Raw genomic sequence first — 14192 nt, forward strand, 5'->3', positions numbered from 1 at the left:
CGATCGATCTGTCGTCAACATGGCTCAGGGTGCTTCCTCGGGCTCGGGCGGCAGGTTCGGGTTGCACGTCGAGCCGAAGGTCGCCGAGGCGGGGCTGAGTCCCCACTGCGACCAGCTCGCCGTGACGGCTATGCCCTCGACGCGCGCAGCTCCGACGGGCACGACCCACGTGCCGACCTGATGGGGCACGACAGCGCCCGCGGAGTCGTAGTACATGAGACCGGAGGGGTCGAACCGGAACGTCGCCACCGTGCCGCCGGGTCCATTCGACGACGAGCCCGTCGGCGCGAGCGCGCCGCCGCCGACGCATACCGAGGCGAGTCCCCACGATGCCTGCATCTGGTAGGGCGCGCTGCCGGCAGCGGGTGTCACCGCCGACCACTCGGTCGGGTTACCCCACACCTGGTGCACGTAGCGCACGCGGATGCCGGGATTCTGGCCGAACGTGCCGTTGCCGGGGAACCGGTCGAACTCGACGCGGTTGCGGTTGGGGACCGGCTCGTTCGACCGCGGCTCCTCGCGAATGACCCACTGCGCGCGGTTCTGCGCCGTCAGGACGTCGGGGGTGGCATCCACCCGGAAGGTGTAGCCGGAGGGGGCGCGTCCGGACTGCGCGGCGCGCACTGCGCTCGACGTCTCGACGCGGGCGAAGGATGCATCGCCCCAGAAGGACTCGACGCACAGGATGAACCGGTACTCCTCGCCGTCGGCCAGGCCCGGGAAGGTCGCGGACTGCCCGTCGGCCGTCACCCGACACTGCTGACCGTCGCGCACGATGCCGTAGCGCAGGGTCGAGCCCGTGCCGTTGAGCTGCGCCGAGGCGTTCGCCGTCACAGTCGAGGTGCCGTCGCCGCCGGACACGGAGGAGAGCACGAGATCGGGCACGAGCGGTGCCCCGACACCGTTGCCCCACCCGATCGTCGAGGTGCCCGTCGGGCTGCCGCCGATCCCGGGCGGCAAGTCGAAGCGCGAGTACGGGGTCACGGTGATGGGCGACCGTGTGTTCGTGCTGACCCGGTACGTCGGCACGTCGAGCGTGCCCGAGCCCCGGCCGACCGGCACGCGGACGGTGTCGCCTGTCGCGCTCGTGATCTCGACCGAGCCGGTGTCGGCGGTCAGGCCGCTGATCGTGAGTGCGACGACGCCGCCCCCGGCACCGGCCGCCACAGGGCGGGCGGTGACGGATGCCGGCGCTGCCGGTGCGTCGTAGGCCCACGCGACGGTGCGCACGGCCGCTGCGGACAGGCCGACGGAGTTCGTCGCGAACGCTTCGTAGGTGCGCTGTTCGCCGTTCGGCGCCGCGATCTCGGGGCATACCCCGTCGACCGAGCAGCGGGCGACGTCGCGGCCGTCCGACCTGACGACGAAGCCCGAGAGCTCGGGATAGGCCATGCGGGCGGGGCCGGGATCGATGCGCAGCGTGACCGAGCCGTCGGCGTAGCCGGTCTGCGCGATCGAGGCAGGCGCCTTCGGGTACCCGAGCAGATCGAACGCGATCCGGCCATCGCGGTCGCCGTTCGTGCCGCGGCCCTGCGCATCCCGCACCGAGAAGGCAGCGGCACACGTCGTTCCGGCCGTGTCGGAAGTCCATGATGCCGAGACGGTGGTGGTCGATACGCGGGCGAACGTCACTCCCGCGCACGCACCGGCGTCGCGGACCGACGTCACCTCGAGCGGTGTGCGCGGCAGCGGGTTGACCTCGCCCGCGGCGCCGACGACGGTGAAGGTGCACGACGATCCGGCGGCCTGCGAGCACTGCTGGGTGACGGAGCCGCCGCGCGGCAGGGTCGAGGGCGCCGCCCCGACGCGCAGGATGAGCCGCGCCGGCGTCACCTCGGCGTGGCTCGTGACCGACACGACAGCGGCATCGTCCACGCCGGGGACGGCGCGATCGGCACCTGTCACCGTGACGATCGACCCGTCGAGCGAGACCGCGAACGAGGTGCCGGTGTAGTCGAGGTCGTAGGCGATGCCGGCCCAGTCATCGCGCAGCTGCCACGTCGTCATCGAACGAAGGTCGAACGTCGTCGTCTCCCCCGGTCCGACGGTCACCGAGCCGGCCCTCAATTCGGGCTGCGGGTCGCGCGCGAGGACGGTGATCGGCACGGACAGCTGCGTCCATTCGGCCTGCCCTTCGAGACGCACCGCCACGCGGCACGCGTCGCTCCAGGGTGCGCCGACGCCGGCGTCGTAGCGCACACGCGTTCCCTCTTCGACGCTGCACGACGAGTCGGCGCGCGCACCTGACGAGGCAACGTCCGCGCCCACTTCGAGCCGTGTTCCGCGAGGCTTGGCAACGAGGTCGGTCATGTCGAAGACGACCGATTCCAGCTCCACCGCCTCCGGAGCGACGAATCCCGTTCGCAACGCGAGCGTGACGTCGTTCTCGCCGGGGACGCGCAGGAACGCGTACGTCGTGACCTCGCCCGCAGCACCCTCGCCTGTCACGGCGAACGGGATCAGCTGTGTGCGGGCGCCGAGCTGGCCGCGGATCCGTGACCCCGCGGCAGAAACGTCGCCGGGATCACCCCACAGCGATACGTCGAGGTCCTGGACGGATCCGCCCGACCACGCGACCTTGCCGTCCAGGACATCCACGCCCGCGGGAAATTTCTCGCGGGTCTCGGCGGTCAGGATCGTGTCGCTCACGAGAGGGTAGTCGGGCACGCTCTCGCGGACGACCCTGACCACGATGAGCCCGCGCGCCGTGTTGCCCGACGTCGACGCGACGTCGTAGAGGAACGACATCGTGCCGGGTTCCTCGCCGGCTTCGACGACGACCTCCTGATCGTCGACGGACAACAGCCTGTCCGCGAGCCGGTCGAACTCGGGGTTGGGTTCGCCCTCGAGCGTCTGCGGCAGGTCGGGTCGCACATCGGTCAGCGTGAGCACGCCGCCGACGGGGTCGACGTCGTTCGCGAGCGGGCGGACCCGCAGCGACTTGCCCTCACCCGCCTGCACCTGCACGTAATCGGTGTACGTCACAGGACTCGGGTTCGATTGGGCATCGAGCACGCCGATGCGCACGCGGGCGTCGCCGGTCTCCCCCGACGGATCGACGACGCGGTACGTGAACGAGACTTGTCCGCGGTCGCCCGCGACGCTGGTGTAGACGATCGACGCACCGTCGGCGGACAGCGCCGCCGAGCCGCGCTCGGGCTGCGTCACGATGCTGTCGAGCGACACGGTATCGCCGTCGGGATCCATCTCGAACGGCGTGAAGTCGATCACCGTGGACTGTCCGCTGAGCACCCGCCCCTCGAGCCGCTCGGGCAGCGGCGCTCGGTTGGTCTCGTCGCCCAGCACATGCACGCGGACGGTCGCGACGTCGGCGAGCGAGGGCGACCCGGCCGTGAAGACGGCGTAGTCCACCGTGTAGTCGCCGGGGTCGGTCGGCGCGAGATAGCGCAGTAGGTCGCCCGAGGCGAAGGCCAGCGCGTCATCGGTCGACGAGACGACCCGTGACGGGTCGAGGACGGGCCGTTCGCCGGCAGGGGCGATGTCGTTCTCGAGCACCGGGATGTCGACCTGCGCGCCGGCGCGCACGACGACACGATCGTCGACGGCGATGGGGGCGACCTCGGGAGCCGGCGGGAGCAGGTAGACGGTGGCCTCGCCCTCGACGCGGGCGCCTTCATCCTCGGTGCCGTCGCTCACGACATAACGCACCGTGCCCAACGGCCCGGGTGCTCCGGTCGCGGTGGCGCCCGAGACGCGCAGGTGACGCTGGCCGACGGCGTCGACCGAGAGGCTCGCGCCCGGCTCGGGCATGGGCTCGATGTCGCTGAGCAGCAGCACGCGACGGGTCGGGTTGTACACCGCCTCGAGGACGTCGATCGTGGCGTCCTTCTGCGGATGCACGAAAGCGACGACGGGCGCCGTGGCGAGCTGCGGCGGGGCTCCTTCGGGAAGGACCGTGATGCGGGCCGTGCCTCTGGCCTCTGCGACGCCGTCGGTCACCGTGAAATCCACGCGGAACGTGCCGGGGGCGCGCGCCGAGAAGTCGAACTCGGTCGTGCCGCCGACGATCGTCGCCGATGCCGGCGCATCGTCGAGCACGCGGACGGACGAGAGCGAGAGCATCCCCGTCGTGCCCGTCACGTGGGTCGCGACGTCAACCGTCGTTCCGGGGCCGAGCACATCGACGAGCGCGAACGAGCGCACGTCGAGCGCGGGCTGCGGCGTGACCCGGACGTTCAGCACCTCGACCGTCGTGGCGCCCCGCGTGTCGGCGAAGGTCAGCGCGAGCTCGACGAGCTGTTCGCCGCCGGACCCGTCGTCACTGTGCTGATAGACGACCTCGCCGCCGGGGGTCGCGGCGACACTGCCTATCTGCGAGGCGTTGTCGACCGACAGCAGCATGACGGGGTCGCCTTCGGGATCGACCCAGCCGTGCAGCACAGGAACCGTCACGGTGCCGCCGCGGGCCACGTCGGGCTCGGGCCACTCGAGCAGGCAGCCGTCGACACCGCACCACTGCGGGGCCGTGTTGATCGATTCGGGTTCGACCGTGATCGTCACGGTCGAGGGCTCTGAGACGAGGCCGTCGGCAGACGTGCCGTCGGTCACCGCGTACGAGAACGTCGCTGATCCCGTCGCCCCCGGGGCGACCCGCACGGCGAGCCGCTGCGCGTCATCGGTGAGCGACACCGTGCCGAAGGCGGGATCGAGCCCCGTGACCGACGACCCCACGATGCTGAGCACGTCTTCGTTGGGGTCGTGGTCGTTCATGAGCACGGGAAGCGCCGCGATGCCGCCCGCGCGTACGCCGAAGACGTCGGGTTCGGCGACAGGAGGCTTGGGGTCGAGCATGACCGGCAGCTCTTCGTCGCTCACAACCGACTCGGCCTCGACGCGCTCATCGAGCGACCAATCCTGACTCGACGGCACGAGGTCGCCCGCGGGCGCGGTCCATACCCAGCCCGATCGTGCTTCATTGAGCAGCAGGGCATCGCGTCCTTCGACGAAGACCGGCCGGCGCTGGTCGGGCAGCACATCGCCGCCGTAGTCCAGCGGCACGCCGACATCGTCGCGCGAGTTCCACATCACGCCGGCCGCGCCGCCTTGGCCGAGCCACGCGGCATAGATGTCGCCGTCGTACACGACCGGCGCCGCGGGAACCCCGAGGACCGTGTCGCCGATGCCGCCGAATGCGCGCTCGACAGCGCCGTCGACGGGGACCCGCACGATCGACGTCTCGTCGGCGAGATACACCCCGTCGCCGTCGGCATCGGGCTCGCTCACGACGACGGGTCCGGCCAGGGGTGCCTGCTCGGCGGCATCCGCCCCTCGCCGCCACAGCGCTCCCGTCTCGGTGTCCACGATCGTCCACGTATCGCCGGCTGCCGTGATCGCGAGCGCTTCGGAGGCACCGACCGCGACGGCGTCGCGACCGCGGACCACCGACGCCGCGATGTCGTATCGCAGCACCGAGCGATCGGCGCGGGAGTACGCGAAGAGGATGCCGCGCTCGTCGACGGCGATCGCGTCGGCGGTGTACCGCGGATTGTCGTCACCGTCGGTGAACGGCGCGAGCTGCGCGGCGTCGCCGAGCGACAGCCGCCCCGCGAAGACCGTGCCGGCGTCGGTGAGGTAGGCGACGAAGTCATCGGCGGTCGCGACGTCGATCGTGCCCTGCGGCGTCGGGGTGGACGTGTCGAGCGTCTCGTCGTCGAGGTGGGCGGGCAGGGCCTCGTCGATGCGGGTCAGCGTGCTGAGACTGTCGCTGAAAAGATAGGCCGCCTCGGGCGTCTGAACGACGAGGTCGGGGTTGCTGACGCTGCGGACCGTATCCAGCTCGCCGACCGTGGTGTTGACACGCGCGTAGCGACTGCCGTCGCCCGTCTGCAGCGCCCACACCGATGCGTCGACTGCCGGAGTCTCCTTCGCATCGAGGCCGGGCCACACGATGCTCGCCGTCGTCACGAGCGTGACAGCGGCGGCAGCCGCGGCGAGTCCGGCCAGCGTACGCCGGCGCATCACAGCATCCCCGTCGCGTAGAGCACCGCGACGACCGCCGACGACGCGACCACGACGGTCGCACCGATGATGCCCACGACGAGCCCGGCGCGCCGCGGACGACCGCTGCCGGGCGCGGAGAAGGCGGTCTCCTCATCGCGCGCGAGCCGCGCGACACCCGGATCCGTCGGCGCCTTGCGGCGGCGGACGTGGTCGACGCTGGAGCGGACGGGACCGCGCAGACCGGCATCCGAGAAGTCGACGCGCTCCGAGGCGGGGGCCCACTCGGTCTCGGGCACATCGATCGGCGTCGGCGACGAGCCCTGCTCGATCTGCACCTGCTGCAGAGCCTCGGCGAACGCCCACGCCGACGGGTACCGCTTGGCGGGATCGCGGCTCATCGCCCGGGAGAGCACCGCCTGTAGGGATGCGGGGACATCGGCGCGCGAGATGTCGGTGTACGACGCCCGGGCGATCCGGCGGCGCAGCAGCTCTTTCGTGTTCTGGCCGCGCTCGCGCCGCTCGAAAGGACTCTGCCCCGCGAGCAGCGAGTACACCGTCGCGCCCAGGCTCCACACTTCGCTCGCGACGGTGCCGGCCGTCTGCTCGGCGACCACTTCGGGCGCACTCCACGGGACCGACATCGCGAGCACCTCGTCGGCTGTCTCGCGCAGCAGAGACGACGAGATGCCGAAGTCGGCGAGCACGGGCGTGCCGAAGGTCGTGATGAGGATGTTGCTGGGCTTCACGTCGCGGTGGAGCACGCCGGCACGGTGCGCCGACTCGAGCGCGCCCGCCATGCGCACCCCGGTTGCGAGCACCTCGTCGACCGGGATCCGCTCGATGCGGTACCGGCGCGCGAGCGACCCGGGGCAGTTCTCCATGACGATATAGGGGCGCCCGTCAGCCGAGATGCCCGCCTGGTACACCGTGACGATCGCGGGATGCGCCGACAAGCGGGCGAGCACATCGGCCTCGGCGTTGAACATGCGCCGAAGATCCGGATCGCGCACGTCGCTCGGCAGCACCTTGACGGCGACGTTGCGCCGAGGCATGTCCTGTTCGTACAGGAAGACGTCGGCGAACCCACCCGAGCCGAGGGGCCGGATGTAGGCGAGCCCGGGAAGCAGCGGAGGTGCCGAGGGCAGGCGTGCGGCCACCGATCCCTCCCCCAGGATGATTGCGCCGAGTGATCAGCATCAAGTGCGCAACGGTGCGCAGAAGTGGGGCAATGCTAACAAAACCCGCTCCGGGGACCTGGGCAATCGCCCGGGCCGTGTGCACAACCTCAGTCGCCGGGTGCCTGCGGGTCGAACGGTGCGTCGAGGGTGCGCGCCAGATCATCGAGAAGGGCCGCGATCTGCGGCTCGACGTGCTGTGTCACGGCGGCCTGGATCCGCAGGCGGTGCGGCAGCAGCACGGCGCACACTTCGCGGCCCACCATGTTCGCGTAGTCGTCGGCGAGCGCGACCTCTTGGCGCAGCGCCGCCTTGGCCTCCTCCGTGAGCGGTGGGAGGTCGGGCACCTGCGCTTCGGCCTCTTCGGCCATCCCCGACAGAGTGAACAGGAACGGAGCACCCGGCTGGGGCTCAGGGTCCAGCGGCATCCCCTCGAACTCGGGCTCGAGACCCTCGGCGGGGCGGTAGGCGCGCGCACGGTTGCGCGCAGCCTGCTGGTCGAGCTCGGCCTGCAGCATGGGGAGGTTGCGCGACGTGTAGTCGGCGACGGAGCGGTCGACGATCGCCTTGATGCGGATGGACAGCCCGTGCTGCACGCCGTGGGGGACGTCGGAGCCCAGACCCGCCGCCGACAGGATCGGAGATCCGAAACAGCGACGGCAAGGAGCGACGCGCCCGCGGTGAGTCGCGGGTTGCCAGCGCGGCAGCCACACGAGCCAGGCGTCCACCGCCTGGCTGACCTGCGTCTCGAGCGAGCGCTCCACGCGACAACGCTATCCTCTCGGCGCGCCGGATCCCGGCTTTTGCGCCGTCACAGCGTCTCTTCGTCGTCGGATTCCCAGGGCCATTGGGGGCGGCGAGCCCGCGTGCGGACGAGAGCGATCCCCGACCAGCCGGCGACGAGGGCGGCCGCGGCGATCACCACACCGAACCCCGTCGTCGCGATTCGGCCCGCGACACCCGTGGCGACTCCGACCGAGGTCCCCGTGGCGACGGCCATGATCCACAGCCCCGCGAGATACGCCAGGAAGGTCGTCGCCACGATCCACGCCGCGTTCCAGAACGACGGCTGCGCGTGCCGCACGGTGCCCCACAGGCTCGCCCCGAAGACGACGACCGACAGGGTCGTCGCGGCGACCCCGGGAAGCGGGCCCAGGCCCGGCGCCTCGATGACGCTCTCATCGAGGGCGAGCGACAGCATCCCCAGCCCGAAGATGAGGAGAGCGACGTATCCGATCGTCGCGAAGACGACCGCGAGCGCGGGTGCGACGGGACCGCGATCGGTCCCCCCACCCGCGCCGCCGGTCGTCATGGCCGGACGAGCTGCGGACCGGCCTCGAGCGTGCGCTCGTACTCGCGCTGCGCTTCGACGTTGAGCTCGGTCACGCGCTTGCCGCGCGCGGCGGCCCATGCTCCGAACCAGATGGTGAGCTCGCGACCCAGCACGAATGCGACGATCGCGAGCGGTGCGAGCAGCTGTGCTTCGACGAGCGCGGCTCCCTCGGACGCCGTGAGCATCCAGAACGGCGCCTGGAAGAGCTGGCCGAGAAGGTGGCCGCCGTAGGCGGCGGCGCCCACGAGCACGCCCATGATCACCCACGCCGCCCAGCGGCCTCGGTTGATGATCGCGCCGAGCAGCCAGAAGGCGATGAAGAAGACGACGGTCGGCACCCACAGAGCCCACGTCGTGAGCGCGGCGACGGCATCGGTGGCGAAGGTCTCTGCCGTGACGTCGCCCTGGATCGCGCCGAAGCCGAGGGTCGCGCCGAGGTAGAGGACGGCGAAGGCGAGCGCGGCGAGCAGGCCGATCGCGCCGGCGGCGCCACGGTTGCCACGCAGGCGCGGCGCCTCGGGTGCCTGCACGAAGATGGGCTGCGGAGACGCGGCGGGCGGCACCATGACGGTTTCGGCGACGGGCTCGGGGGCGGCGACGGGCTCGTAGGCGACGGTCGAGTCGTCGGCCACGGTGGGCTTGTCGATGGTCCTTTCGACGACGACGACCTCTTCTGCCGCTGCGACGGGCTCGTCGTCCATCGGTGCATCGACGGCCCACGAGGGGGGCTCAGCGGCCCACTCGTTCGCAGCCGACGGCGTGTCGGCGACGACGATCTCCTCTTCGACGACGATCTCTTCGACCTCGGGGGTCGCGGACGGGTCGACGGCGTCGCGGCGGGCCGCCTCTGCGTCGGCGAGACCTTCGTGAGCACGGCCGACGACATCGTCGACCGCTGTGGGTTCCTCGACCGGCTCGCCGTAGGACGACTTGGGGTCACTCATCGGACGCACTCCTCACGCGGGGCCGCTCCCCACATGTGCGAGGGTAACCCCGTCCGTGCCCGCATGTGCGTAGCCATGCCGGTCGAGGCGCGAGAGAGACGGACGGAATTCGCCTCCGCAGCCCGGGGTCACGGCCAGATGTGTGCCGTGAGGCGTGCCAAGTAGTCGTCCGGGCGCCATCCCGTGCCAACACTCACGAGCCACACCGTGTCGCGTATGACGTGCTCTTCGCGCACGCCGTCCCGCACCCGCGCGCACTCGAGCCCCGCGTCGCCTGTCGTGCACGCGAACCCCTGCGCCGAGAGCGCCGCCTGCGCGATGCCGACGGCGTCGGGGGAGATGACCGAGATCGTCGATGAGATCGACTCCCCGCCCCCGAGGGCCCAGCTGCAGTTGACGGAGACGGTCGGCGCGAGCGCCTCGACGAGGTCGCCCGCTGCGATGGCGGGACGTGCCATCGTCTGGCTCAGCAGCACATCGCCGTGCCAGATGAGCTCTGCCCACAGGTGGTCGGGATAGAGATCACGGCAGTCCACGGTCTCGCCGGCCGCGATCCGCTCGATCGGGGCGGGCTTGCTCTCTGCCTCTTCCTGGGCGTCGGCCCTGGCCCGAAGCGTGTCGCCGACCCAGTCGACGGCGACCGGAACCATCGGCGCCGCAAGCCACACGAGTGCGCCGATGACAGCGAGGCACGCGAGCACCGAGGGTACGGCGAACCAGAGGTTACGTCCCTCCGTGCGCGCCATGCCGTCCTCCCCCTCAACGGTAGGCACGGGATGTCAGCGAGCACGCCCGGCGCGCGGGGCGGAACTGTTTCCGTCGCCTCGGAACGACGAAGGCCCCCGGCGCGTGCCGGGGGCCTTCGTTCAGCTGGTCGTCAGTTGTACGACGTGAAGTCGCCGTCCGTCGAGAAGCTGTCGAAATCGACGTAGCTCAGGTCGGCGTCCGAGAACGCCCCGTCCGAGGCGAAGATGCGGTTGGGGTACCGCTCGCTCTTGGCCTCCTCCGTCGCCTCGACCACGACGTTGCGGTACTTCGCAAGGCCGGTTCCGGCGGGGATGAGCTTTCCGATGATGACGTTCTCCTTGAGGCCGAGGAGCGGGTCGCTCTTGCCCTCCATGGCCGCCTGCGTCAGGACGCGGGTGGTCTCCTGGAACGACGCGGCCGACAGCCACGACTCCGTCGCGAGCGACGCCTTCGTGATACCCATCAGCTCGGGACGTCCCGACGCGGGGCGCTTGCCCTCGGCGACCGTCTCGCGGTTGATGCGCTGGTAGCGCTTGAAGTCCACCAGTTCACCCGGGAGCAGCTTCGTGTCGGCGTGGTCGACGACGGTGACCTTGCGCAGCATCTGGCGCACGATGACCTCGATGTGCTTGTCGTGGATCGGCACACCCTGCGAGCGGTACACACCCTGGACGCCGTTCACGAGGTACTTCTGCACCTCGCGAGCACCCATGACACGCATGACCTCCTTGGGGTCGAGCGTTCCGACCTGCATCTGCTGGCCGACCGTGACGTGCTGGCCGTCCTCGACCAGCAGCGTCGCGCGCTTGAGCACGGGGTAGACATGCGGCTCGTCGCCCGAGTCGGGCGTCAGGATGATCTTCTTCGCCTTATCGGTCTCGTCGATCGTGATGCGACCGTCAGACTCTGCGATCGGCGACGCACCCTTGGGGGTACGCGCTTCGAACAGCTCCTGCACGCGGGGAAGACCCTGCGTGATGTCATCGGCCGAGGCCGATCCACCGGTGTGGAAGGTACGCATCGTCAGCTGCGTACCGGGCTCACCGATCGACTGGGCGGCGATGATGCCGACCGCCTCGCCGATGTCGACGATCTTGCCCGTCGCGAGCGAACGGCCGTAGCACTGCGCGCAGACGCCGACAGCCGAGTCGCACGTGAGCACGGAGCGGACCTTGATGGTCTCGACACCGGCCTCGACGAGCGCGTTGATGAGCACGTCGCCGACGTCGTCACCCGCGGCGGCGAGCACCTCGCCCGAGGGCGACGTGACCTGCTCGGCGAGGGTGCGCGCGAAGACCGAGTTCTCGACGTTGGCGTCCTTGATGAGCGCACCGTCGGCGCCGGGCGCCGCGATCGTGAACTCGAGACCCTTGGACGTTCCGCAGTCCTCTTCACGGATGATGACATCCTGCGAGACGTCGACGAGGCGACGGGTGAGGTAACCCGAGTCGGCCGTACGCAGAGCCGTGTCGGCGAGACCCTTACGGGCACCGTGCGTGGCGATGAAGTACTCCGCAACCGACAGCCCCTCGCGGTACGAGGAGATGATCGGGCGAGGGATGATCTCACCCTTCGGGTTGTTCACGAGACCGCGCATACCCGCGATGTTGCGGATCTGCAGCCAGTTACCACGGGCGCCCGAAGACACCATGCGGTTGATCGTGTTGTCGGCGGGGAAGTTGTCCCGCATCGCCTTCTGGACCTCGTCGGTCGCCTCGGTCCAGATCTTGATGAGCTCCTGACGACGCTCGGCGTCGGTCGTGAGGCCCTTCTCGAACTGCGCCTGCACCTTGGCGGCCTGCTTCTCGTAGCCCGCGACGATCTCCGCCTTGTTGGGCGGCGTGAGGACATCCGAGAGCGCGACGGTGACACCCGAACGCGTGGCCCAGTAGAAGCCGGCGTCCTTGATCCGGTCCAGCGATGCAGCGACCTCGACCTTGGGGTATTCCTCGGCGAGCTTGTTGACGATCTGCGACAGCTTGCCCTTGTCGGCCTGCTCCCGCACGAACGGGTAGCCCTTGGGCAGCGTGTCGTTGAAGATCGCCTGACCGAGCGAGGCATCGACGATTCCGTGACGCTCGTAGCCGTCGGGGGCGTCACCCTCGAGGAACGTCAGACCCGGAATGCGGATGCGCACCTTGGCCTGCAGATCGAGCGTGCCTTCGTCGCGAGCGAGAATCGCCTCGCTGACCGAGCCGAACACACGGCCCTCGCCCTGAGCACCCTCGATGACCGTGGTCAGGTGGTGCAGGCCGATGATCATGTCCTGCGAAGGCAGCGTGACGGGGCGGCCGTCAGACGGCTTCAGGATGTTGTTCGACGCGAGCATCAGAATGCGGGCCTCGGCCTGGGCCTCGACCGACAGCGGCAGGTGGACGGCCATCTGGTCACCGTCGAAGTCCGCGTTGAACGCGGCGCAGACGAGCGGGTGCAGCTGGATCGCCTTGCCCTCGACGAGCTGAGGCTCGAAGGCCTGGATGCCCAGGCGGTGCAGCGTGGGCGCACGGTTGAGCAGCACAGGACGCTCGCGGATGATCTCCTCGAGCACGTCCCACACCTCGGGACGCGTGCGCTCGACGGCACGCTTGGCCGCCTTGATGTTCTGCGAGTGACCCAGATCGATCAGGCGCTTGATGACGAACGGCTTGAACAGCTCGAGCGCCATCTGCTTCGGAAGACCACACTGGTGCAGCTTCAGCTGCGGGCCCACGATGATGACCGAACGGCCCGAGTAGTCGACGCGCTTGCCGAGGAGGTTCTGACGGAACCGGCCCTGCTTGCCCTTGAGCATGTCCGAGAGCGACTTGAGCGCACGGTTGCCGGTGCCCGTGACGGGACGACCACGACGACCGTTGTCGAACAGTGCGTCGACGGCTTCCTGCAGCATCCGCTTCTCGTTGTTGACGATGATCTCGGGGGCACCGAGGTCGAGCAGTCGACGAAGACGGTTGTTGCGGTTGATCACGCGACGATACAGATCGTTGAGGTCGGAGGTCGCGAAGCGGCCACCGTCGAGCTGGACCATGGGACGCAGCTCCGGCGGGATCACCGGAACGACATCCAGCACCATCGCGGCGGGCGACATGCCCGTCTGCAGGAACGAGTTGACCACCTTCAGACGCTTGATCGCGCGGATCTTGCGCTGCCCCTTACCCTCGGAGATCTGCAGGTGCAGGCTCTCGGCCTCGGCGGCCAGGTCGAACGCCTGCAGGCGGCGCTGGATCGACTCGGCGCCCATGTAGGCCTCGAAGTACTGACCGAAGCGGTCCTGCAGCTCGTGGAAGATCTCGTCTTCGCCCTTGAGCGAACCGACGTCGAGGGTGCGGAAGTCCTCCCACACGCGCTCGAGCTTGGCGATCTGCTCGTCGGCGCTCTTGCGCGTCTGAGCCATCTCCTTCTCGGCGGCGTCCTTGACCTTCTTCTTCTGGTCGGCCTTGGCGCCCTCTTCCTCAAGCGCCGCGAGCTCTTCTTCCAGCTTCAGCAGGCGCTCGGCGACCTTGGCGTCACGGCGGTCGCCGAGCGTCTTGATCTCGAGGCGGATGTTGTTCTCCTGCGTCGCGAGGTCGCGGTGACGCGCCTCTTCGTCGACGGAGATCACCATGTAGGCAGCGAAGTAGATGACCTTCTCGAGGTCCTTCGGAGCCATGTCCAGCAGGTAGCCGAGGCGCGAAGGCACACCCTTGAAGTACCAGATGTGCGTGACGGGCGCGGCGAGCTCGATGTGGCCCATGCGCTCGCGGCGGACCGAGGACTTGGTGACCTCGACGCCGCAGCGCTCGCAGACGATGCCCTTGAAGCGGACGCGCTTGTACTTGCCGCAGGCGCACTCCCAGTCACGGGAAGGTCCGAAGATCTGCTCGCCGAAGAGGCCGTCCTTCTCGGGCTTGAGCGTGCGGTAGTTGATGGTCTCGGGCTTCTTGACCTCGCCGTACGACCAACGACGGATGTCGTCGGCGGTGGCGAGACCGATGCGAAGCTCATCGAAAGTTGTTGATTCGAGCACTAGTCTCAGTTCTCCTGTATCGGAATTCT

General features: G+C 69.6%; 7 protein-coding genes. All 7 read right to left on the reverse strand.

Annotated features, from left to right (window positions below; genetic code table 11):
- Positions 1 to 24 precede the first annotated feature (24 nt).
- Positions 25 to 5979 (reverse strand): Ig-like domain-containing protein, encoded by a 5955-nt coding sequence (locus AC25Y0_RS02460; RefSeq protein WP_488134119.1) that lies wholly within the window; start codon positions 5977 to 5979, stop codon positions 25 to 27.
- Complete coding sequence (locus AC25Y0_RS02465; protein WP_488122762.1) at positions 5979 to 7118, reverse strand: serine/threonine-protein kinase; 1140 nt, start codon at positions 7116 to 7118, stop codon at positions 5979 to 5981. The genes AC25Y0_RS02460 and AC25Y0_RS02465 overlap by 1 nt, the downstream gene beginning before the upstream one ends.
- Positions 7119 to 7246: 128 nt before the next feature.
- On the reverse strand, positions 7247 to 7900 hold the full coding sequence (locus tag AC25Y0_RS02470; RefSeq protein WP_488122763.1) for a spermidine/putrescine ABC transporter substrate-binding protein: 654 nt from the start codon (positions 7898 to 7900) through the stop codon (positions 7247 to 7249).
- A 47-nt stretch (positions 7901 to 7947) separates the two neighbouring features.
- Positions 7948 to 8448, reverse strand: a complete 501-nt coding sequence (locus AC25Y0_RS02475) for a DUF6121 family protein (RefSeq protein WP_488134120.1) — start codon at positions 8446 to 8448, stop codon at positions 7948 to 7950.
- Positions 8445 to 9413: an ABC transporter gene (locus AC25Y0_RS02480; protein WP_488122765.1), complete on the reverse strand. Its 969-nt coding sequence runs from the start codon at positions 9411 to 9413 to the stop codon at positions 8445 to 8447. The genes AC25Y0_RS02475 and AC25Y0_RS02480 overlap by 4 nt, the downstream gene beginning before the upstream one ends.
- 128 nt (positions 9414 to 9541) lie before the next feature.
- Entirely contained in the window at positions 9542 to 10159 is a 618-nt protein-coding gene (locus tag AC25Y0_RS02485) for a hypothetical protein (protein WP_488134121.1), read from the reverse strand.
- Positions 10160 to 10290: 131 nt separating this feature from the next.
- Entirely contained in the window at positions 10291 to 14163 is a 3873-nt protein-coding gene (gene rpoC / locus AC25Y0_RS02490; protein ID WP_488122767.1) for a DNA-directed RNA polymerase subunit beta', read from the reverse strand.
- Between the last annotated feature and the right edge of the window lie 29 nt (positions 14164 to 14192).

Source organism: Microbacterium sp. Y547, from assembly GCF_057669785.1.